Origin of the sequence: Oscillibacter hominis, assembly GCF_014334055.1 — a bacterium.
Classification (GTDB): domain Bacteria; phylum Bacillota; class Clostridia; order Oscillospirales; family Oscillospiraceae; genus Oscillibacter; species Oscillibacter hominis.
Genome location: NZ_CP060490.1, coordinates 1245524 through 1265285, shown reverse-complemented (window position 1 = coordinate 1265285; position 19762 = coordinate 1245524). Strand labels below are relative to the sequence as shown.

Annotated in this window: 22 protein-coding genes; all 22 read left to right on the top strand. The window is 59.2% G+C overall.

Going from position 1 to position 19762, the window contains the following annotated elements:
• Window positions 1–5 precede the first annotated feature (5 nt).
• Window positions 6–719 carry a pseudouridine synthase gene (locus H8790_RS06365; protein WP_187334048.1) on the top strand — a complete coding sequence of 238 codons (714 nt, stop codon included), beginning with the start codon at window positions 6–8 and terminating at the stop codon, window positions 717–719.
• 139 nt (window positions 720–858) lie between these two features.
• Window positions 859–1725, top strand: a complete 867-nt coding sequence (locus H8790_RS06360; protein WP_187334047.1) for a MurR/RpiR family transcriptional regulator — start codon at window positions 859–861, stop codon at window positions 1723–1725.
• Window positions 1718–2953: a BaiN/RdsA family NAD(P)/FAD-dependent oxidoreductase gene (locus H8790_RS06355; protein ID WP_187334046.1), complete on the top strand. Its 1236-nt coding sequence runs from the start codon at window positions 1718–1720 to the stop codon at window positions 2951–2953. Before H8790_RS06360 ends, H8790_RS06355 begins: the two co-directional genes overlap by 8 nt.
• Before the next feature lies 1 nt (window position 2954).
• A complete protein-coding gene (gene cmk, locus H8790_RS06350; protein WP_187334045.1) occupies window positions 2955–3638 on the top strand; it encodes a (d)CMP kinase in 684 nt (227 codons plus the stop codon).
• Complete coding sequence (locus tag H8790_RS06345) at window positions 3635–4225, top strand: lysophospholipid acyltransferase family protein (RefSeq protein WP_187334044.1); 591 nt, start codon at window positions 3635–3637, stop codon at window positions 4223–4225. Before cmk ends, H8790_RS06345 begins: the two co-directional genes overlap by 4 nt.
• Window positions 4222–6180 (top strand): bifunctional 4-hydroxy-3-methylbut-2-enyl diphosphate reductase/30S ribosomal protein S1, encoded by a 1959-nt coding sequence (locus tag H8790_RS06340; RefSeq protein WP_187334043.1) that lies wholly within the window; start codon window positions 4222–4224, stop codon window positions 6178–6180. The genes H8790_RS06345 and H8790_RS06340 overlap by 4 nt, the downstream gene beginning before the upstream one ends.
• Window positions 6181–6350: 170 nt before the next feature.
• The gene (locus tag H8790_RS06335) at window positions 6351–7697 is read left to right on the top strand and encodes a butyryl-CoA:acetate CoA-transferase (RefSeq protein WP_187334042.1); all 1347 of its coding nucleotides are present in this window, start codon (window positions 6351–6353) and stop codon (window positions 7695–7697) included.
• 147 nt (window positions 7698–7844) lie between these two features.
• Window positions 7845–8333 (top strand): CarD family transcriptional regulator, encoded by a 489-nt coding sequence (locus tag H8790_RS06330; protein ID WP_187334041.1) that lies wholly within the window; start codon window positions 7845–7847, stop codon window positions 8331–8333.
• Between the two features lie 2 nt (window positions 8334–8335).
• A complete protein-coding gene (gene ispD, locus H8790_RS06325) occupies window positions 8336–9061 on the top strand; it encodes a 2-C-methyl-D-erythritol 4-phosphate cytidylyltransferase (protein ID WP_187334040.1) in 726 nt (241 codons plus the stop codon).
• 8 nt (window positions 9062–9069) lie between these two features.
• On the top strand, window positions 9070–9546 hold the full coding sequence (gene ispF, locus H8790_RS06320; RefSeq protein WP_318646872.1) for a 2-C-methyl-D-erythritol 2,4-cyclodiphosphate synthase: 477 nt from the start codon (window positions 9070–9072) through the stop codon (window positions 9544–9546).
• A gap of 66 nt (window positions 9547–9612) precedes the next feature.
• Window positions 9613–9867, top strand: coding sequence for a DUF3343 domain-containing protein (locus tag H8790_RS06315; protein ID WP_187334038.1), 255 nt, complete (start codon window positions 9613–9615; stop codon window positions 9865–9867).
• 4 nt (window positions 9868–9871) lie between these two features.
• Complete coding sequence (locus tag H8790_RS06310) at window positions 9872–10987, top strand: aminotransferase class V-fold PLP-dependent enzyme (protein WP_187334037.1); 1116 nt, start codon at window positions 9872–9874, stop codon at window positions 10985–10987.
• A 133-nt stretch (window positions 10988–11120) separates the two neighbouring features.
• On the top strand, window positions 11121–11996 hold the full coding sequence (gene cdaA, locus H8790_RS06305) for a diadenylate cyclase CdaA (RefSeq protein ID WP_187334036.1): 876 nt from the start codon (window positions 11121–11123) through the stop codon (window positions 11994–11996).
• Window positions 11983–13248 (top strand): CdaR family protein, encoded by a 1266-nt coding sequence (locus H8790_RS06300; protein WP_187334035.1) that lies wholly within the window; start codon window positions 11983–11985, stop codon window positions 13246–13248. Before cdaA ends, H8790_RS06300 begins: the two co-directional genes overlap by 14 nt.
• 10 nt (window positions 13249–13258) lie before the next feature.
• Window positions 13259–13666 (top strand): SoxR reducing system RseC family protein, encoded by a 408-nt coding sequence (locus tag H8790_RS06295; protein ID WP_187334034.1) that lies wholly within the window; start codon window positions 13259–13261, stop codon window positions 13664–13666.
• Window positions 13666–14541 (top strand): DUF5685 family protein, encoded by an 876-nt coding sequence (locus H8790_RS06290; RefSeq protein WP_187334033.1) that lies wholly within the window; start codon window positions 13666–13668, stop codon window positions 14539–14541. Before H8790_RS06295 ends, H8790_RS06290 begins: the two co-directional genes overlap by 1 nt.
• Window positions 14538–15197 (top strand): J domain-containing protein, encoded by a 660-nt coding sequence (locus H8790_RS06285; RefSeq protein WP_187334032.1) that lies wholly within the window; start codon window positions 14538–14540, stop codon window positions 15195–15197. Before H8790_RS06290 ends, H8790_RS06285 begins: the two co-directional genes overlap by 4 nt.
• 15 nt (window positions 15198–15212) lie before the next feature.
• Complete coding sequence (locus H8790_RS06280) at window positions 15213–16091, top strand: YicC/YloC family endoribonuclease (RefSeq protein WP_187334031.1); 879 nt, start codon at window positions 15213–15215, stop codon at window positions 16089–16091.
• Between the two features lie 8 nt (window positions 16092–16099).
• The gene (locus tag H8790_RS06275; protein WP_187334030.1) at window positions 16100–16348 is read left to right on the top strand and encodes a DUF370 domain-containing protein; all 249 of its coding nucleotides are present in this window, start codon (window positions 16100–16102) and stop codon (window positions 16346–16348) included.
• A 42-nt stretch (window positions 16349–16390) separates the two neighbouring features.
• On the top strand, window positions 16391–16984 hold the full coding sequence (gene gmk / locus H8790_RS06270) for a guanylate kinase (protein ID WP_187334029.1): 594 nt from the start codon (window positions 16391–16393) through the stop codon (window positions 16982–16984).
• 73 nt (window positions 16985–17057) lie between these two features.
• A complete protein-coding gene (gene rpoZ / locus H8790_RS06265) occupies window positions 17058–17273 on the top strand; it encodes a DNA-directed RNA polymerase subunit omega (protein WP_187334028.1) in 216 nt (71 codons plus the stop codon).
• Between the two features lie 18 nt (window positions 17274–17291).
• Entirely contained in the window at window positions 17292–19751 is a 2460-nt protein-coding gene (gene priA, locus H8790_RS06260) for a replication restart helicase PriA (protein ID WP_187334027.1), read from the top strand.
• The last annotated feature ends 11 nt before the right edge of the window (window positions 19752–19762 follow it).

The window sequence follows — 19762 nt, the reverse complement described above, 5'->3', positions numbered from 1 at the left end:
GACATTTGGAAGAGAGAGTTCAAAAGATCATCGCCGCCTCGGGGCTGTGTTCCCGGCGGGCGGCGGAACAGCTGCTGGAGAGCGGCCGGGTTTTCGTGGATGGGCATGTGGCCCATCTGGGGGAGAAAGCCGATCCGGATCGTGCTGAAATCACCGTGGACGGCAGGCCCATTTCGAAAAATGTGCCTGCTGTCTACATTATGCTGAATAAGCCCAGGGGGTATGTGACCACTTTGTCGGATGAAAAAGGCCGCCCTGTGGTGACGGACCTGCTCAAGGGATTGGGCGGTGTGCGGGTTTTCCCTGTGGGCCGGCTGGATATGGATTCGGAGGGACTGCTGCTGCTGACCAACGACGGGGAACTGATGCAGAAATTGCTGCATCCCAGCCACGAGATTGAAAAGACTTATTTTGTTTCCGTGTATGGGGAGCCCTCCGGCGCTGACCGCCGCCTTTCCGCGCTGAGGGAGGTGGAAGGGGAGGCCATCCGCCCGGCACAGGTGGAGATTTTGCGCCGAAGCGGCCGGACAGCAGACCTGCTCATCACCATACACGAGGGGAAAAACAGGCAGATCCGGAAAATGTGCGGCAGCTGCGGCCTGATGGTAAAGCGGCTCCGCCGTATCCGGGAACACACGCTGGAGCTGGGCGAACTCCCTGTTGGCCATTGGCGGTATCTGACTGAATCAGAACTTGCAAAACTTCTGGACCGTGCATGAAAATTTAAGAAACTTGCAAAATTGAGTTTAAAAAGAGAAAACCTTGTGGTATACTACTTTTGTATACTGTGACTGTGGAGGGCATGGCCGCAGTATACCTGAGAATGATTTGTACGATAAGAGGCAGGTGAGGATTCCCATGGCAAAAAGCGTCCTACATACCATTGAGAGCAATATGAGCACCTTTTCCAAGGGACAGAAACTGATTGCAAACTATATTTTGGAAAACTACGACACAGCCGCCTTCATGACAGCCAGCAAGTTGGGCAAGATGGTGCATGTCAGTGAATCCACTGTGGTGCGTTTTGCATCCGAATTGGGTTATGACGGTTATCCAAGCATGCAGCGGGCATTGCAGGAGATGATCCGCAGCAAGTTGACCTCGCTGCAGCGCATCAAGGCCTCCAACGACCAGCTGACGGGCCAGGATGTGCTGAGCGCCGTCATGCAGTCCGATATGGAGACCATCCGTATGGCCATTGAAGAGGTGGACCGCAACGAACTGGCCCGCGTGGTGGATAAGCTTACCCATGCCCGCCACATCTATATCTTAGGCGTCCGCTCTTCCTCGTTCCTGGCGGGTTATTTGAACTTCTATCTCCATCTACTCTTTGAGAATGTGACACTGGTGCAGAGCAATGCGGCCGGAGAAATTTTTGAGCAGCTGTTCCGAATCGGGCCGGGAGATGTGATCATCGGCATCAGCTTTCCCCGCTACTCCAAAGTCACGTTGAACACCATCAAGTTTGCCGCCGACCGGGGTGCGGACGTGGTCGCCATCACGGACAGTGAGCTCTCCCCCCTCTATCAGATGGCCGGTGCGGCGCTGCTGGTCCGCAGCGAGATGATCTCCTTCATCGACTCCATGGCTGCGCCGCTGTCGCTGCTCAACGCGCTGATCGTGGACATCGGAGTCCAGATGAACCGGGATATCTCCAAGACCTTTGCGGAGTTGGAGGGCATCTGGGATGCTTACAGCGTGTTCGGAAAGATGGACGATGAATAAAAAGATTGTGGTGGTGGGCGGCGGTGCCGCCGGCATGATGGCCGCCATCTGCGCGGCCCGCTCCGGTGCCGCTGTCACAGTGCTGGAGCCCAATGAGCGATTGGGCAAGAAGCTGAACATCACCGGAAAAGGGCGCTGCAATGTGACCAATTGCGCCGGTTTGCAGGAGCTGCTGGCCAACGTGCCCCGCAACGGAAAGTTTTTGTACAGCGCGTTCAGCCGCTTTGACGGGCACGACGCCATGGACTTTTTCGAGAGCCTGGGCGTGGCGCTGAAAGTGGAGCGGGGAAACCGGGTGTTTCCGGTTTCTGACCGGTCCTTCGACATCAGCGCCGCACTGGAGCGCCGCATGAAGGCGCTCCATGTGGAGGTGGTCCGGGACCGGGCTTCGTCGCTGCTCCTTTCAGACGGAGCCGTGCGCGGCGTCCGGGGTGGACAGCAGGACTATCCCGGGGACGCCGTGGTCCTGGCCACTGGAGGCGTCTCGTACCCCGCCACCGGCAGTACAGGGGACGGGTTCCGCATGGCGGCGGAGGCCGGGCACACCATCACGCCCCTGCAGGGCTCCCTGGTGCCGCTCCAGGAGGCGGGGAACCTGTGCGCCGAGCTCCAGGGGCTGAGCCTGCGCAACGTGGAACTGAGTGTCTTTGAAAACAACAAGAAGATTTATACGGATTTCGGCGAGATGCTGTTTACCCACTTTGGGGTAAGCGGCCCTCTTGTCCTGTCCGCATCCGCCCACATGCGCCATTGGGGGAAAAAGGCCTACCACCTGGAGATCGACCTGAAGCCCGCCCTCGATGAGCAGCAGCTGGACAGGCGGCTGCTGTCGGACTTTGAAAAGCACTGCAACAGCGATTTCTGCAACGCCCTGGGGGACTTGCTGCCGCAGAAGATGATTCCCATCATGGTGAAGCTTTCTGAGATTCCCGCCCATCAGAAGGTGCATGAGATCACCCGGGAGCAGAGAAGGGGGCTTTTGCAGCTTTTGAAGCATTTTCCCATAGTGGTTTCCGGGTTGCGGCCGGTTGCGGACGCCATTGTGACATCAGGGGGAGTCAAGGTGGGGGAGATCGACCCAAAGACCATGGAATCAAAGATTGTAAAGGAATTATACTTTGCGGGTGAGATGATCGATGTAGACGCCTATACCGGCGGATTCAATCTGCAGATCGCCTGGGCCACCGGCAAGGCCGCCGGAGAGGCCGCCGCGAATTGTGAGGGATAGCATGAAAGAGATACGCAGCGCCATTGCCATCGACGGGCCCTCCGGCGCCGGAAAAAGCACGCTGGCAAAGGCCCTTGCCCAGAAGCTGGGCTTTTTATATGTGGATACCGGTGCCATCTACCGAACGGTAGGGTACTTTGCCCGCTGCCGAGGCGTGGACCCGGGGGAGGAAGCAGCGGTGAAAGCGCTGTTCCCGGATATCCACCTGGATATGACCTACAGCCCGGACGGCCTTCAGCACATGATCCTCAACGGTGAGGACGTGACGGAGCGCATCCGCCTGCCGGAAATTTCCCTCTGTGCCTCGGCGGTCTCGGCACATCCCGCTGTCCGGGCTTTTTTGATGGAGATGCAGCGTGATATGGCCCGGCGCTACGATGTGATCATGGACGGGCGGGACATCGGCACCGTGGTGCTGCCGGATGCGGACGTCAAAATCTTCCTGACCGCAGCGCCGGAAGCCAGGGCCCGCCGGCGCTGTTTGGAGCTTGAGCAGCGGGGAACGCCGGAGCCCTACGAAAAGGTGCTGCGTGAAATTGAGGAGCGGGATTACAACGACTCCCACCGGGCGGCGGCTCCGCTGCGGGCGGCGGAGGACGCGGTCACGGTGGACACCACCCACCTCACTTTTGACGAGAGCCGGGACGCATTGCTCCGGCTGATTGAGGAGCGGATTGGACGATGAACAGGTTCTTTCGGTTTGTCTGGCGGGTGTTCGGCCCCATTTTCCGCTTTTTTCAGCCGGTTTCCGTGGAGGGACTGGAGAACCTCCCACCCCACGGGGCCCTGCTGTGCCCGAACCACTCCAGCAACTGGGACCCGGTGCTGCTTGTGGTCTCCCTGCCCATCGACTACCGGCTGCACATCATGGCAAAGGACTCGCTGTTCCGCATCCCTGTGCTCAGCTGGGTTGTCACCAAGTTGGGAGCCTTTCCCGTGGCCCGTGGGAATTCCGATCTGAACGCGGTGAAAACCGCCATCCAGAGCATCAAATGCGGGGACAATTTGCTGATCTTCCCGGAGGGGACCCGGGTGGAGCGGGAGGGTGACGTCCCGGCCAAAGGCGGCGTGGCCATGATCGGCATCCGCACCGGGGCCGTCCTGGTGCCCGTTTTCGTGGATGGGAAAAAGCGGATCTTCCGCAGAAGCCGCATCATCATCGGCCAGCCCTATCAGCCCTCCTATACAGGACGGCACGGGACGGCGGAAGAGGTGCAGGCCATTGCCGATGAGGTGCTGCGTCGGTCCTATGCCTTGGGGAAATCGGAATGAATGTGATACTTGCCAAGTCCGCCGGCTTTTGCTACGGTGTGGAGCGCGCGGTGCGCCTGGCCGCTCAGACGGCAGAGGAATGCGGCGGCTGCTGGATGCTGGGGGACATCATCCACAATGCCAGCGTGGTGGAGGAACTGGAGCGCCGGGGCGTCCGCAAGGCGGAAAGCCCGGAGGAGCTGTCCTCAGGAGATGTGGCTGTAATCCGCTCCCATGGCGAGTCCAAGGAGATTCTGCTCATGCTGGAGGGACGGGGCGTCCGGTGCGTCAACGCCACCTGCCCCAATGTGATGCGGATTCAGAACCTGGTGGCCCAGGCGGAGCGGGAGGGCCGTCAAACCGTGATCATCGGGGATCCGGGACACCCGGAGGTTCGGGGCATTGCCAGCTGGTGCAGCGCGCCCTTGATTTTTGACACTTCTGATGCGCTAAGTAAGTGGATTTCCGGGCAAAATAGCCCTTGTGAGAAACCGGTTACCGTTGTTGCACAAACCACATGTATCCGTGAACTTTTTGAAACTTCCGCGAAAATCTTAAAAAACCAGTGTACAAATTTAAAAATATTTGATACAATATGCAATGCTACGCATAGACGTCAGTCGGAAGCGGCGGAAATCTCCGCCATGGTTGACGCGATGGTGGTAGTCGGCGACCGCAAAAGTGCCAACACCAAGCATCTGACAGAAATTTGCCAAGAGAGATGTCGTTCCGTGATTCAAGTCGAAAAGGCGGACGAGCTCTCGCCGGATTTTTTCCATGGTTGCTCTGTTGCGGGTCTTACGGCCGGCGCATCCACGCCTGCGGGCATCATTAAGGAGGTATATGCAACCATGAGTGAAGAAATCAAAGCGGCTGAGGGGAAAGAGGAATCCTTCGAGGAATTACTGAATCAGTCTTTTAAAACTTTAAATACAGGAGAGAAGGTAACCGGCATTGTCACGGCCATCACTCCCACTGAGGTGCAGGTGGACGTGGGTGCTAAGCAGGCTGCTTATATCAAGCTGAGCGAACTGTCTGACGATCCCAATGCCAAGCCTGAGGACATCGTACATATCGGCGATGAAATTGAGACGTACATCGTGCGTGTCAATGACATCGAGGGATATGCCGAGCTCTCCAAAAAGCGTCTGGACACGGTCAAGGTGTGGGAGAACATCGAAAAGGCCGTGGACGAGAAGACGATTCTGGAAGGCGTTGTCACCGAGGAGAACAAGGGCGGCATCGTGGTTTCCGTCAAGGGCGTCCGTGTATTCGTCCCCGCTTCCCAGAGCGGCCTTCCCCGCGGGGCGGAGCTGTCCGCCATGCTCAAGCAGAAGGTGCAGCTGCGCATCACTGAGGTGAACCGCGCCCGCCGCCGTGTGGTCGGTTCCATCCGCGCCGTCCAGCAGGAGGCCCGCCAGGCCGCTGCCGCCGCTGTGTGGGAGTCCATCGAGGTGGGCAAGCACTACACCGGCACCGTCAAGTCCATGACCTCTTACGGCGTCTTTGTGGACATCGGCGGCGTGGACGGCATGGTCCATATCTCCGAACTGAGCTGGAGCCGCATTAAGAACCCCGCCGAGGTGGTTTCCGTCGGCGACACCTTGGAAGTCTATGTCATTTCCTTTGACGCGGAAAAGAAGAAGATTTCCCTGGGCGTCAAGGACCGCACTCTGGATCCCTGGAAGCAGTTCATGGATACCTACCAGGTGGGCGATGTGGCTTCCGTCAAGATCGTCAAGCTGATGACCTTCGGCGCCTTTGCCGAGGTGGTTCCCGGTGTGGACGGCCTGATCCACATCTCCCAGATCGCCGACCGCCGCATCGACAAGCCCGGCGATGTGCTGAGCGAGGGCCAGGTGGTGGACGCCAAGATCACCGCTGTGGATGAGGAGAAGCAGAAAATCTCCCTGTCCATCCGCGCCCTGCTGGAGCCCCAGTCCGCTCCCGCTGACGAGGAGAACGAGGCGGAATAAAGTAAACTACCAAAAGAGGCAGATGCGTATCATCTGCCTCTTTTTTTCATGTGCACGGATTCTGAATTGCATTTCCAATCGGGCTATGTTATTATATTGTCAATCATGGCAAGGGAAGAAAATACCCTGACCCGATCAGGGATTGAACAGACAGGGAGGAGCAGTTTCACATGAGCTATGCGGAAGAATATGCAAGAAAACTGACCACGGCCGATCAGGCGGTGCAGGTCGTCAAATCCGGCGACTGGGTGGACTACGGCTGGTGCACCGGCCATCCCCGGGTGCTGGACCAGGCGCTGGCAAAGCGCGCTGAGGAGCTGACGGACGTCAAGGTCCGCGGCGGCATCTGCCTATGGAAGCCGGCCATTGCCGAGGTGCCCGGCGCGGCGGAGCACTTTACCTGGAATTCCTGGCATATGAGCGGCATCGAGCGCAAGATGATCGCTGAGGGGATCGCCTTCTACGCCCCCATCCGTTACTCCGAGCTGCCCCGGTATTACCGGGAGCACATCGTCCATGACGACGTGGCCATGTTCCAGGTTGCGCCGATGGATGCTCACGGGTACTTCAATTTCGGCCCCAACGCCTCCCACATGAAGGCGGTCTGTGAGACCTCCAAAGTGGTGATCGTGGAAGTCAATCAGAACATGCCCCGCTGCTGCGGCGGAATGGAGGAGTGCGTCCACATCAGTGACGTGGACATGATCGTGGAGGGCAACAACGACCCAATGGGCATCCTGCCCGGAGGAGGAGCCCCCACGGAGGTGGACGCCGCTGTGGCCAAGCTGATCGTGGAGGAGATTCCCAACGGCGCCTGCCTCCAGCTGGGAATCGGCGGCATGCCCAACACGGTGGGCAGCATGATCGCGGAGTCCGACCTGAAGGACCTTGGCGTACATACGGAGATGTATGTGGATGCCTTTGTGGATATTGCCAAGGCCGGCAAGATCAACGGCTCCAGAAAAAACATCGACAGGGGCCGCCAGACGTACGGATTCGGCGCCGGAACCCAGAAGCTCTACGACTACCTCCACGAAAACCCCGAGCTGATGAGCGCGCCGGTCAGCTATACCAACGACATCCGCTCCATTTCCGAGCTGGACAATTTCATCTCCATCAACAACGCGGTGGATGTTGACCTCTTCGGCCAGGTCAACGCGGAATCCGCCGGAGTCAAGCACATCAGCGGAGCGGGCGGGCAGCTGGACTTTGTCCTGGGCGCCTACCTCTCCAAGGGCGGCAAGAGCTTCATCTGCTGCTCCTCCACCTTTACGGACAAGAAGACGGGCAAGCTGGTCTCCCGCATCCGTCCCACCCTCTCTACCGGCTCCGTTGTCACGGATACCCGGACCAATGTCCATTATCTGGTGACGGAATACGGCAAGGTCTGCCTGAAGGGCCTGTCCACTTGGGAGCGGGCGGAAGCCATCATCAGCATCGCGCACCCGGAGTTCCGGGACGAGCTGATCGCCCAGGCAGGGGCCATGCACATCTGGCGCGCAAGCAACAAGCGCTGATTGATCAAAATAAGGGAAGGCGGTCTGTCCGCCTTCCCTTATTTGATGGGAAAAAAGAGGAAATCTCTTGTAAATGGCTGAAATTGCCTGTATAATGTGAGATAGAAGTATAAAATGGAGGGAATGGGGCAAGGAAGGAGCGCATATATGTTTTGCGTAGGGGATTATGTGGTTCACCCCATGCACGGAGCCGGCGTCATCAGCGACATTGTGCACGAACGGATCAACGGGACGATCCGGGAGTACTATGTCTTCGAGATGCCTGTGAGCGGGCTGCTCCTGAAAATCCCTGTCTCCAACAGCCCTGCCATTGGAATCCGCGCCGTTGTGGGACGGGCCGAGGCGGAGGCGCTTTTGCGCGCCATTCCCGCCCTGGTGGTGAAGGAGCCCTCCAACTGGAACCACCGGTATCGGGAGAATATGGAACGCCTGAAGTCCGGAGACCTCTATGAGGTGGCCAGGGTGATCAAGGGGCTGATGCAGCGGGAGAGTGCCCACAGGCTTTCCACCGGCGAGCGGAAGATGCTGCACAGCGCAAAGCAGATCCTGATTTCGGAGATCGTGTTGACCGAAGGGTGTGCCTATCAGGAGGTAGAAGACCGGATCAACCATGCGATGACGACTGAGGAGCCATAGTGATGAAATCGTTTTTTAAAAAATTCAGGGACGCACAGCGCCCCTTCTGCACCATGATTGTTGCCGCTGCCGGCGCCTCTTCTCGGATGGGCGGCGGCAACAAACTGTTTATGCCCATAGACGGAATCCCGGTGCTGGCCAGGACCCTTTTGGCCATCGATCAGGTGTCGCATGTGGACGAAATCCTCATTGCCGCCCGGGAAGAGGACATCCTGACCGTTTCCGACCTCTGCAAAACCTTTGGGATATCCAAGCCGGTCAAGGTGGTGCGGGGCGGAGCGAGCAGGGAGGAGTCCGTCTACCTGGCGGCGTTGGAGGCGGATTCCCAGGCCGGACTCATCGCCGTGCAGGACGGGGACCGGCCCCTGGTGACGCCGGAGCTGATCGCCGAGGTGGTGCGCAAGGCCGCCGTCACTGCCGCCGCCGCCCCTGCCGTGGCCGTAAAAGACACCATCAAAGTGGCGCAGGAGGGCGTTGTGGTGGATACGCCCCGGCGGGAGACTCTCTATGCGGTGCAGACGCCCCAGGCCTTTGATGCGGATCTGCTGCGGGCCGCGCTCCAGTCGGCCCTCCAGTCCGGCGCGGAACTCACCGACGACTGCTCTGCGGTGGAGCGCATGGGAAAGCAGGTTTTTCTTACGGAGGGCGATCCGGAAAACCTCAAGATCACCACCCCGGTGGATTTGACCATTGCAGAGGCAATTTTACAGGAGCGGGAGGAATCGTGATGACCGGTTTGCGGATTGGGCAGGGATATGATGTCCACCGGCTGGAAGCGGGCCGGAACCTGATCTTGGGCGGGGTGGATGTCCCCTACGAGAAAGGGCTTATGGGCCACTCCGACGCGGATGTGCTGCTCCACGCCCTGATGGATGCGCTGTTGGGCGCCGCGGGGCTGGGGGATATTGGATCGCATTTTCCAGACACGGATCCCCAGTACGCCGGAGCTTCCAGCCTGCTGCTGCTGATCCGGGTGGGGCAAAAGCTCCGGGAGGCGGGGTACGCTTTGGTCAACGCGGATGTGACGCTGCTGGCCCAGGCGCCGAAGATCGCCCCCTACCGCCAGGCCATGGTGGAGAACATCGCGGATGCCTTGGGCGTGGAGCTTGGGCAGATCAACGTCAAGGCCACGACGGAGGAGGGACTGGGCTTTACGGGAGATGGCTCCGGTATGGCGGCCCACGCCATTGTGCTGCTGGAAAAAAAGAAGTGAGAGCGTGCCGGTTCCGGCACGCTCTTTTCCTTTGGGCATACACTGAGTTGAGAGGGGGAATGAGTTATGGAATACTACCTGATCATCGCCCGCTCCATCACCTATGCCCAGCGGATGAGCAGGGTGCTGGAACGGATCGGCATCCGCGCCCAGATTTTTCGGGCGCCTGTGGGCCTGACCGACCGGGGATGCAGCTATGCCCTGCGTGTCCGCACGGAGCATCTGGCACCTGCGCTGCGTGCGCTGCACGAGGCGGGTCTGAACCCGATTCAAGTCTTCTTATTCCAGCAGGGAGAATATCACGAGTTAGAGCCGAGGTAAGGCTATGATTTATTTAGACAGCGCAGCCACCACATTCCAGAAGCCCGCTGCGGTCCGGGACGCCATGGCCCGGGCCATGGCGACAATGAGCTCCCCTGGAAGGGGGAACTACCCCGCCGCCCAGACAGCGGCGGAAACTGCATTTGACTGCCGCAGCGAGCTTGCGGAGCTGTTCCACGCGGAATCTCCGGAACAGGTTATTTTTACCTCAAATGCCACCCATGGCCTGAATATCGCGATCAAGACACTGGTGAAGCCGGGCAGCCATGTGGTGATCTCCGGCTATGAGCACAACGCGGTCACCCGCCCTCTGAGCGCGATTCCAGATGTTCGCGTCACGGTGGCGGCCAGCCCCCTCTTCCGGCAGGAGGAGGCGCTGAGCGCATTTGAGCGGGCCATTTCTTCCGATGTGGACGTGGTGATCTGCAACCATGTCTCCAACGTCTTCGGCTGCGTCCTTCCACTGGAGGGGATCGCTGCTCTTTGCCGAAGCCGCAATGTCCCCCTGATTGTGGACGCTTCCCAGAGCGCCGGCGTGCTGCCGCTGGACCTTATGTCCCTTCAGGCAGCCTTCATCGCCATGCCGGGGCACAAGGGGCTCTATGGGCCTCAGGGAACCGGCGTCCTGCTCTGCAACCACAGCGCGACCCCTCTCATGGAGGGTGGTACCGGCAGCCTTTCGGTGCAGCAGGAGATGCCTGACTTCCTGCCGGACCGGCTGGAGGCCGGAACCCATAATATGCCCGGGATCGCAGGGCTCCTGGAAGGAGTGCGCTTTGTGCGCTCCAGGTCGCCGGAGGTCATCTGCCAGCATGAGCGGGAGCTGGCTCAGGCCGCGGCGGTGGCAATGCGCCAGGTTCCGGGAATCCGTGTATTTGCCGAACCTGATCTGCGCAATCAGGTGGGAGTCCTCTCCTTCCTGATGGCCAACCGGGACGTGGAGGCGGTGGGAGAGGCCTTGGCAAATGGAGGCGTGGCAGTCCGTGCGGGCTTCCACTGCGCTCCGCTTGCCCATCAGACGGCGGGCACGCTGCACAGCGGTACCGTCCGCTTAAGTTTTTCCGCATTTAACTCCAGACAGGAAATCAGCAGATTCCTGCAACTTTTGCGCACGATTTGATTTCTTTTGTGGCATTTGTAGAAAAAAAGTAGAAATATGAACCAAAGTTCACAATTTTCAGACTGGTAATCCTTGCAATTAGCCCGTATTTTTTATATAATAAGTGTTACTAATTGCCTGAGAGGATGCCGACATGGAAATGATCACAAATTTGCTCGCTGTCGTCGTCAGATTCCTGATGACGATCAAGATTGCGGATATCCTGGACATTACCATTATGGCGTACCTGGTCTACCAGCTTTTGAAGCTGGTCAAGAGCACAAAGGCCGCCAGTTTACTCAAGGGACTGCTGGTATTTTTGATGGCGCTGTGGCTCTCTACCATCTTTAAGCTGAACGGCATCAACTTCATTTTGAGCCGAATGGTGGAGTGGGGCATTCTGGCCCTGATCATCCTGTTCCAGCCGGAGATCCGGCGTATCCTGGAGCAGGTGGGCAGCAGCCGCTTTGCCGGATTTGGCCTTTTTTCCAAGGAGCAGAAGGCAGGCACCATGGAGCATGCCATCGGGCAGACCGTGCTGGCCTGTACGGAGATGTCCAAAAGCCGCACCGGCGTATTGATTGTCTTCGAGCGGGAAATCCTCTTGGATGACCTGGTCCGCAGCGGTACGGTGCTGGATGCGACTGTATCCAACGAGCTTTTGAAGAATATCTTTTTTGTCAAGGCACCCATGCATGACGGCGCCGTCATCATCCGGCAGGGCCGGGTGTTGGGCGCCGGCTGCATGCTGCCGCTCTCCAAAAACGTCAATCTGAGTCGCGATTTGGGCATGCGCCACAGGGCAGGCATTGGAATGAGCGAAAACTCCGATGCGGTGGTGGTGATTGTCTCCGAGGAGACCGGGTCCATTTCCGTGGCCATCGGCGGCATGCTGAAACGGCACCTGATGCCGGAAACGCTGGAAAACCTCCTGCGGAACGAGCTGCTTCCGCAGGAAAGCGCCGATACGGACAAGCGCAGGATTCGCCTGTTCCGCAGGAAGGATGGTGGCAGCGATGATGGAGAATAAGAAGAGCAAAGCGTTTTTGATCGTGGTCTCTGTCCTGATCGCATTTGGCGTCTGGCTCTATGTGGACAGTGCAAACGGAACCAAAGCCACCACCTACGCAAACGACATCCCGGTGGAGTTCGTGGGGGAGAACACCATTCTGGCCGACCGGGGGCTGATGCTCCTGACCGGTTCCACCGATACGACGGTTACGCTGCGGCTCCGGGCCGAGCGCACGGTGATCGCCCGGCTGGATACGGAAAAGATCAGGATCCGGGTGGACCTCTCCAGTGTGACCGCAGTGGGAAAACAGTCCCTTGGGTACCGCGTGATCTATCCGGAGGGAATTTCCAGCAACGAGATCACCGTTGAGTATGCCAGCACCACCTCCATCACAGTCAACATCGGAGAGCTCTACAAGAAATCTGTGGAGATCCGCTGCGAGAGGACCGGCAACCTGGCCGAGGGGTATCTGGCCGGAGAGGTGTCATTTGCCCCGGAAACCCTCGAAATCCGCGGCCAGCAGGCGGACATTGAACGCATCAGCTATGCAAAGGTGGTTCTGGACATCGACAACGCCACGGAGACTGTGGTGAAAAATTTGTCCTTTGCCCTCTATGACTACAACGACCAGTTGGTAGAGGATGAGGACATCCATGCCATGAGCGATTTCATCCAGGTGACCATGCCCATCCAGGTCATCAAGGAGCTGCCGCTGAACGTCAGCTTTGAGGAGTCGCCAGGCTCCAGCCTGAGCAATGTGAACTACAGCATTACGCCGGAGTCCATCACCGTATCCGGAAACCCGTCCATCTTAGAGAGCGTGGACTCTTTGCTGCTTGGTTCCATCTCTCTTGCGGAGTTGGACAACTCCGCCACGTACCACTACACCATCACGCTGCCGGACGGCTGCGCAAATCTCAGCGGGGTTTCCACCGCCACGGTGGTGGTTTCCTTTAAGGACATTTCCAATTTCACCGTGACCACCACCAACATCGGTGTGGAAAACGGGCCGGAAGACCGGATCGCCTCCATTCTCACCGGAGAGATGGCGGTCACGCTGCGGGGCACCACCGGGGATCTGGCAACAATCACGCCGGACAAGGTACGGGTGGTGGGTGACCTCACTGACGTCAGTACGGCGGACGGCAGCTATACAGTGCCCGCCACCGTGTACGTGGATACGGACCGGGACGTGGGCGTGTTGGGCACGTACCAGATCCAAGTGACCATCAGCCAGGCGGATCACCCGGAAGATACCAATCCAGAGTAGGAGTTTCAGTATGACGCAGGTTGCGACAATCGAAAAAATCATCGACAGCACACACGCCCAGATCGCCGTCCCCAGAAAATCCGCCTGCGGGCACGACTGTGAGGAATGCGCCGGCTGCGGCGTATCCGGCATGGTGGTGCGTGCCGTTGCCCGGAACCTGATCGGGGCCGGGGTGGGGGACAAGGTCGTGGTGCAGAGCAGCACCAAAAAGACGCTGCGGATTGCACTTTTGGTCTATATGCTCCCGCTGGTGCTGTTTTTGGCAGGCTATTTTGCATCGGAGGCCCTGGGTGCGGAGGCTCTGCGCTATGCCGTCGCCATTGCGGCCTTCTTCCTTGGCGTGCTGCCGGCGGTGCTCTATGACCGACGTGTCCGCAAGAGCGGAGAGCTTACCTTTGAGATCGTCCGTCTCTTCTGATGTTCGGCTATGTGCTGCCGGCGCTGGGCGAGCTGCCGGAAGAGGAAAAGCTGCGGTTCCGCTCCGTATACTGCGGCCTGTGCCACACGCTTGGCAGGCGATACGGGATTGCCTCCCGTTTCATCCTCAACTATGACTTCACCTTTTTGGCGATGCTGCTCTCGGATGGACAGGAGCCCTCCTGCCAGGCGTGCAGATGCGTCGCCAGCCCCTGCAAAAAGCGCTTCGTGCTGGAGAGAACGCCGGCACTGGAGCTGGCGGCGGACGAAAGCGTGATCTTGACCTGGTGGCAGCTGCGCGACGGTGTGGCGGACCATGGCTTTTTCAAGGGGTTAAAATACCGGCTGCTCTCCTTGCTGCTGCGCCGCGCCTACCGCAAGGCCAAAAAGCTCCGGCCGGAATTCGACCGATCCACCCGGGAACAGCTTCAAATTCTATCGGATTTGGAGCGGGAGCACTGTTCGTCCATGGACCGGGCGGCGGATGCCTTTGCCGTGCTGCTCTCCGGTGCGGCGGGGGAAGTTCCGGAGGAGGAGCGCAGGCGCGTTTTGCGGGAAATGCTCTATCACCTGGGGCGCTGGATCTATCTCATTGACGCGGCCGATGATTTGAAGCGGGATTTCCAGGACGGCAGCTATAACCCGCTGATTTACCGCTACGGCCTGACGGAGGGGACTCTTGATCCGGACAGCCGCCGCGATTTTTCCATAACGCTGGACCACTCCATCCGGCTGATGGCCTCCGCCTCGGCGCTTTGGGACTTCGGATGCTGGTCGGCGATTATCGAAAGCACGGTTACCCGCAGCCTCTTTTATGTGGGCGGCGCGGTGCTGGACGGATCTTTCCGAAAAAAGAGAAAAAAGGAGACACCATGAACGACCCGTACAAAGTACTGAATGTTTCCCGTGACGCCACAGATGCGGAGATCAAAAAAGCATATCTGGCCCTTGCCCGCAAATACCATCCGGACAATTACCATGAAAGCCCGCTGGCCGATCTTGCTCAGGAGAAAATGAAGGAGATCAACGGCGCCTATGAGCAGATCACCAAGGAACGCAGCGGCCGCGGCAGCAGCGCTTCCTCCTATGGATATGGCGGCGGGTACGGCGGATATGGATATGGCGGGTATGGAGGCTCCACCGCGGGACAGGCCTATCAGGGCGCTTCTATTTTCCAGCAGGTGCGCATTGCCATCAACCAGGGCGATTTCAGCCGGGCGGAAGGGCTCCTCAACGCCATCGACGACCACAACGGCGAGTGGAACTTCCTCAAGGGCACCATCTGCCTGCGCCGTGGATGGCTGGACGAGGCAAAGCGGTATTTTCAGACGGCCTGCCAGATGGATCCGGGCAACCAGGAGTACCGCAATGCGCTGAACTATATGGAAAACGGCGGCCAGACCGCCTACCATCAGGGTGGCTCTTTTTCCACGGAGAGCTGCGTGGGCAACGACCTGTGCAGCCGGCTCTGCTGTGCGTATCTGCTTTGCAATGGATGCGGCTATGGCGGAATTCGGTTCTGCTGTATATAAAGGGAGGGAATGAGATTGATCAAAAGCATGACTGGTTATGGACGGGCCAGGCAGACATGGAATCAGCGGGACATCACGGTGGAGGTGCGTTCCGTCAACAACAGGTATCTGGACTGCACGGTGAAAATGCCCCGTATCTATACATTCGCCGAGGACGCCATCCGGTCCCGGGTGCAAAAGGCCATCTCCCGCGGCAAGGTGGATGTCTACATCTCCGTGGACGCAACCGCCGCGGATACGGCGGTGGTCTCCGTGAATCAGGGCCTGGCGGCCGGGTACTTCCGCGCATTGAAAGAGCTTCAGGACACGTTTCACTTAGAAGGAGAACTCTCAAGCGCGGTTTTGGCAAAGTTTCCGGATGTGCTGAGCGTCACAAAGGCCGACGAGGATATGGAAACGGTCACGGAGGACCTTTGCGCTGTGCTGGATGAGGCGCTGGGGTCCTACAATGCCATGCGGGCTACAGAAGGTGAAAAACTGGCCGCAGATATCGGCGGGCGGCTTGCAAACATCGAGGCGCTGACGGCCCAGGTGGAGGAGCGCTCTCCCCAGACAGTGGCCGAGTACCGCCAGAAGCTGACCGCCCGGATGCAGGAGGTCCTTCAAAACACCAATATCGATGAGCAGCGCATCCTCACTGAGGCCGCGATCTACGCGGACAAGATCGCGGTGGACGAGGAGACCGTCCGGCTGCGCAGCCATGTGTCCCAGCTGCGGGGCATGCTGCTTTCCAATGAACCCATGGGCCGGAAGATGGACTTCTTGATCCAGGAGGTCAACCGGGAGTCCAATACCATCGGATCCAAGTGCAACGACATCACCATCGCCCAGGTGGTGGTTTCCCTGAAGGCGGAAGTGGAAAAGATCCGCGAACAGGTGCAGAACATCGAGTAGGGAACATCATGAAACTGATCAATATCGGCTTTGGCAATCTCATTTCCGCAGAGCGCCTGGTGGCGGTGGTGGGCCCGGAATCGGCCCCCATCAAGCGGATGATCCAGGAGTCCCGGGAGCGGGGAATGCTGATCGATGCCACCTATGGGCGGAAAACTGCCTCGATTTTTATCATGGACAGCGACCACGTGATCCTCTCCGCGATAGCGCTGGAGAAGCTTTCCGGGCGGCTGGACATCCTCAACGATGAGGGCTGATTGATTTGCTGCGCGATGCAGCGGAATAGGAGTGGTGATTCAATGCGCAGTGGAAGAACCTTTATCATATCCGGCCCGTCTGGGGTGGGGAAAAGCACGGTGCTGAACGCGCTGCTGGCAAGGCACACGGATTTGGCTTTTTCCGTGTCCGCCACCACGCGCAACCCGCGTCCGGGCGAGCAGAACGGCGTCCACTATCACTTCATCAACGTGGACCAGTTCCGTGAGATGATCGCCCGGCATGAGCTGCTGGAATATGCGGAGTATGTGGGCAACTTCTATGGGACCCCCAAGCAGTTTGTGGATGATAATATGGCCCGCGGCCGGGATGTGATCCTTGACATCGAGGTGCAGGGTGCCACCCAGGTCCACACGCTCCGCCCGGAGACCGTGCGGATTTTTATCGCCCCGCCCTCCTGGGATGAACTGGAGCGGCGTCTGGCCGGCCGGGGGACTGACAGCCCGGAGAAAATCCAGAAGCGCCTGGTCAGGGCAAAGGTGGAATTCCAAATGGCGCATACGTATGACTATTTCGTCATCAATGATACTGTGGACGGCGCGGTCCGGGAACTGGAGGCGATTTTGATCGCGGAGCACTGCCGCCCAAGAGAGCGGATGGAAATGATAGACGGCTGAAACGAGCCCTTTTTGGGAAAACTGACAGCAGGAAAATAACAGCCAGCAACTGGCAGAATGGAAGATGATTGATATGATGCTTTATCCCGCAATGAACAAGCTGAACGCCTATATCCCCAACCGGTACATGCTGGTCAATGTGGTGGCCCGCCGCGCCCGTCAGCTGGCGGCCGCCGCGGAGCAGACCGGGGAGCACCTGAAGGAAAAGCCTGTGACCATGGCGCTTCACGAGGTCGCCGAAGGCAAGATGGACGCCAACAAGATCGACACGCAGATCAACGAGGACTGATTCGTTCGGAGGGCTGAGATGGAGACCGCAAATATCGCAAAATTGGCGGTTGCCGCCGCGCCCTACGCCATCGACAAGCCCTATGATTATCTGATCCCGGAGGGGATGGAGGTCTCGGTGGGCGTCCGTGTCAGCGTCCCTTTCGGGCGGGGCAACCGCCGTTCAGAAGGGGTGGTCCTGGCCATCGGGGAAGGGGAGAAATTCCCCGGCCTCAAGCAGATTTTGAGCGTGCTGGATCGGGAAAGCGTGCTGGACCGGCAGGAGATCGATCTGGCGCTGTGGATGCGCCAGCGGTATTTCTGCACCTTGTACGACGCGGTGAAGACCATTTTGCCCGCGGGCCTTTGGTATCAATTCCGGGAGGTTTACCGCCTTGCACCGGGGATTGAATATACCGCCGCCTACGCTGCCGTACAGGAGATCCCGGCCTGCGCCGAAATGCTGCAGCTGCTCTTTGCAAAGGGCGGCTCCGCAGAACTGAGCGAGATGAAGGAGGTCTGCGGAGAGGGCTGCGTGAGCGCCCTGAAAACACTTACCGGGAAGGGCGTGGTTGTTTGCGAATCCCGCGCCCAGCGAAAGATCGGGGATAAGACCCGCCGGATGGTGGAGCTTGCGCTCAGTGCCGAGGAGGCCATGGAGATAGCGGAGTCCCGCCGGCGGGCCGCGCCTGTGCGCTATGAGGCAATCCGGCTGCTGTGTTCTGCGGGCCGCATCTCCGCCTCTGAGCTGTGTTATTTTACCGGCGCCTCCTCCCAGACGCTCCGGGCCCTGGAAAAGGCGGGCGTGGTGCGTTTTTCCCAGGAGGAGACGCTGCGGGTGCCGGAAATTGCGCAAAGCGGCGAAGCCGCGCCCATTGTCCTCAATGAGGAGCAGGAAGAGGCCTATCGCGGCCTTCTTTCCCTGATGGAGGGCGGCAGGGCGGAGGCCGCGCTGCTGCACGGTGTCACCGGAAGCGGGAAAACCCAAGTTTACATCCGGCTGGTCCAAGAGGCCCTGCGCAGCGGGAAAAACGCCATTGTCCTGGTGCCGGAGATCATCCTGACTCCTCAGATGATGGAGCGGTTCTCCTCCTATTTTGGAGCGGAAGTCGCCATGCTCCACAGTGCTCTGCGCCTCAGTGAGCGGTACGATCAGTGGAAACGCATCCGGCGGGGAGAGGTGCGGGTGGTGCTTGGCACCCGCTCGGCCATCTTTGCGCCGCTGCGGAACCTGGGCCTCATTGTGATGGACGAGGAGCAGGAGAGCAGCTACCAGTCTGAAAACCCACCCCGCTATCATACCCGGGATGTGGCAAAATTCCGCTGTGCCCAGGACGGGGCGCTGCTGCTGCTGGGCTCGGCCACCCCGTCGGTGGAGTCCGCCCACTGGGCCAGGGAGGGCGTGTACCACCATTTTTTCCTGCGCCGCAGGTACAACGAAAAGAGCCTGCCCCGTGTGATGCTGGCCGATTTGAAGGACGAGGTGCGCTCTGGAAACTCCGGAGTCATCAGCGCGCTTCTCCGCCGGGAGATTGAGCAGAACCTTCAGCGGGGCGAGCAGAGCATCCTATTTCTCAATCGCCGGGGAAACAGCCGCATGCTCCTTTGCGGGGAATGCGGCTTTGTTCCGGAGTGCCCCCGGTGCAGCACGGCGCTGACCTACCACTCCGCCAATGGAAGGCTGATGTGCCACTATTGCGGCCACTCAGAAAAAGCCAATGAGACGTGCCCCATGTGCGGCGGCATCATGAAGCGGGTGGGCGTGGGGACACAGAAGGTGGAGGAGGAGCTTCGCGCCCTCTTTCCCGGCGTCGGGCTTTTGCGCATGGACGCCGACACAGCCTCCGGAGAGCACGAAACGCTGCTCTCCCGCTTTGAGCGGGAAAAAATCCCCATTCTCCTTGGCACCCAGATGGTGGCCAAGGGCCTTGATTTTGAGAATGTGACACTGGTGGGCGTGCTGGCCGCCGACCTTTCCCTCTATGTGGACAACTACCACGCGGCAGAGCGGACCTTCAGCCTGCTGACCCAGGTGGTGGGCCGGGCCGGTCGGGGGGAAAAGACCGGCCGGGCGGTCATCCAGACCTACACGCCGGGCAATGAGGTCATTGTCAGCGCGGCGGAGCAGGATTACGACCGCTTTTTTGAAAGCGAAATCCGCATGCGGAGAATCCGCCGATATCCGCCTTTCGCGGACCTCTTTACCTGCACCATCTCTGGAACGGATGAAACAGCGGTTCTCCGCGCGGCGGTCCGGCTGCGGGAGGAGCTGAAGCTTGAGTCGCAGCAGGAGCCCATTCGCAGCAGCGACCCGGAGGTCCTGGGGCCGGCTCCGGCTCCGGTGGTGAAGGTGGACAACCGCTACCGGTATCGAATCCTGTGGGTGGGGAAAAATGATAAGGCCACCCGCGCGCTCCTGTCTTACACATTGAAAAAATTTGCGTTGGACCGGCAAAACCGCGGCATCAGCGTGTTTGTGGACTGTAACGCATTGGAATAAGGAAAGGGAAT